The organism is Salmonella sp. SAL4457 (genome assembly GCF_046548235.1).
GTDB classification, from domain to species: Bacteria; Pseudomonadota; Gammaproteobacteria; order Enterobacterales; family Enterobacteriaceae; genus Salmonella; species Salmonella enterica.
On the sequence record NZ_JBGDZO010000032.1, the window covers coordinates 1 to 556 of the forward strand.

The window sequence follows — 556 nt, forward strand, 5'->3', positions numbered from 1 at the left end:
TCGCTGCCGCAGCTTCGGTGCATGGTTTAGCCCCGTTACATCTTCCGCGCAGGCCGACTCGACCAGTGAGCTATTACGCTTTCTTTAAATGATGGCTGCTTCTAAGCCAACATCCTGGCTGTCTGGGCCTTCCCACATCGTTTCCCACTTAACCATGACTTTGGGACCTTAGCTGGCGGTCTGGGTTGTTTCCCTCTTCACGACGGACGTTAGCACCCGCCGTGTGTCTCCCGTGATAACATTCTCCGGTATTCGCAGTTTGCATCGGGTTGGTAAGCCGGGATGGCCCCCTAGCCGAAACAGTGCTCTACCCCCGGAGATGAATTCACGAGGCGCTACCTAAATAGCTTTCGGGGAGAACCAGCTATCTCCCGGTTTGATTGGCCTTTCACCCCCAGCCACAGGTCATCCGCTAATTTTTCAACATTAGTCGGTTCGGTCCTCCAGTTAGTGTTACCCAACCTTCAACCTGCCCATGGCTAGATCACCGGGTTTCGGGTCTATACCCTGCAACTTAACGCCCAATTAAGACTCGGTTTCCCTCCGGCTCCCCTAT

The 556-nt window shown here is 54.3% G+C and carries 1 rRNA gene; it reads right to left on the reverse strand.

The annotated features are described in order from the left end of the window. Nucleotides 1-556 (reverse strand): 23S ribosomal RNA (locus ACLJNW_RS23055); the annotation flags it as partial.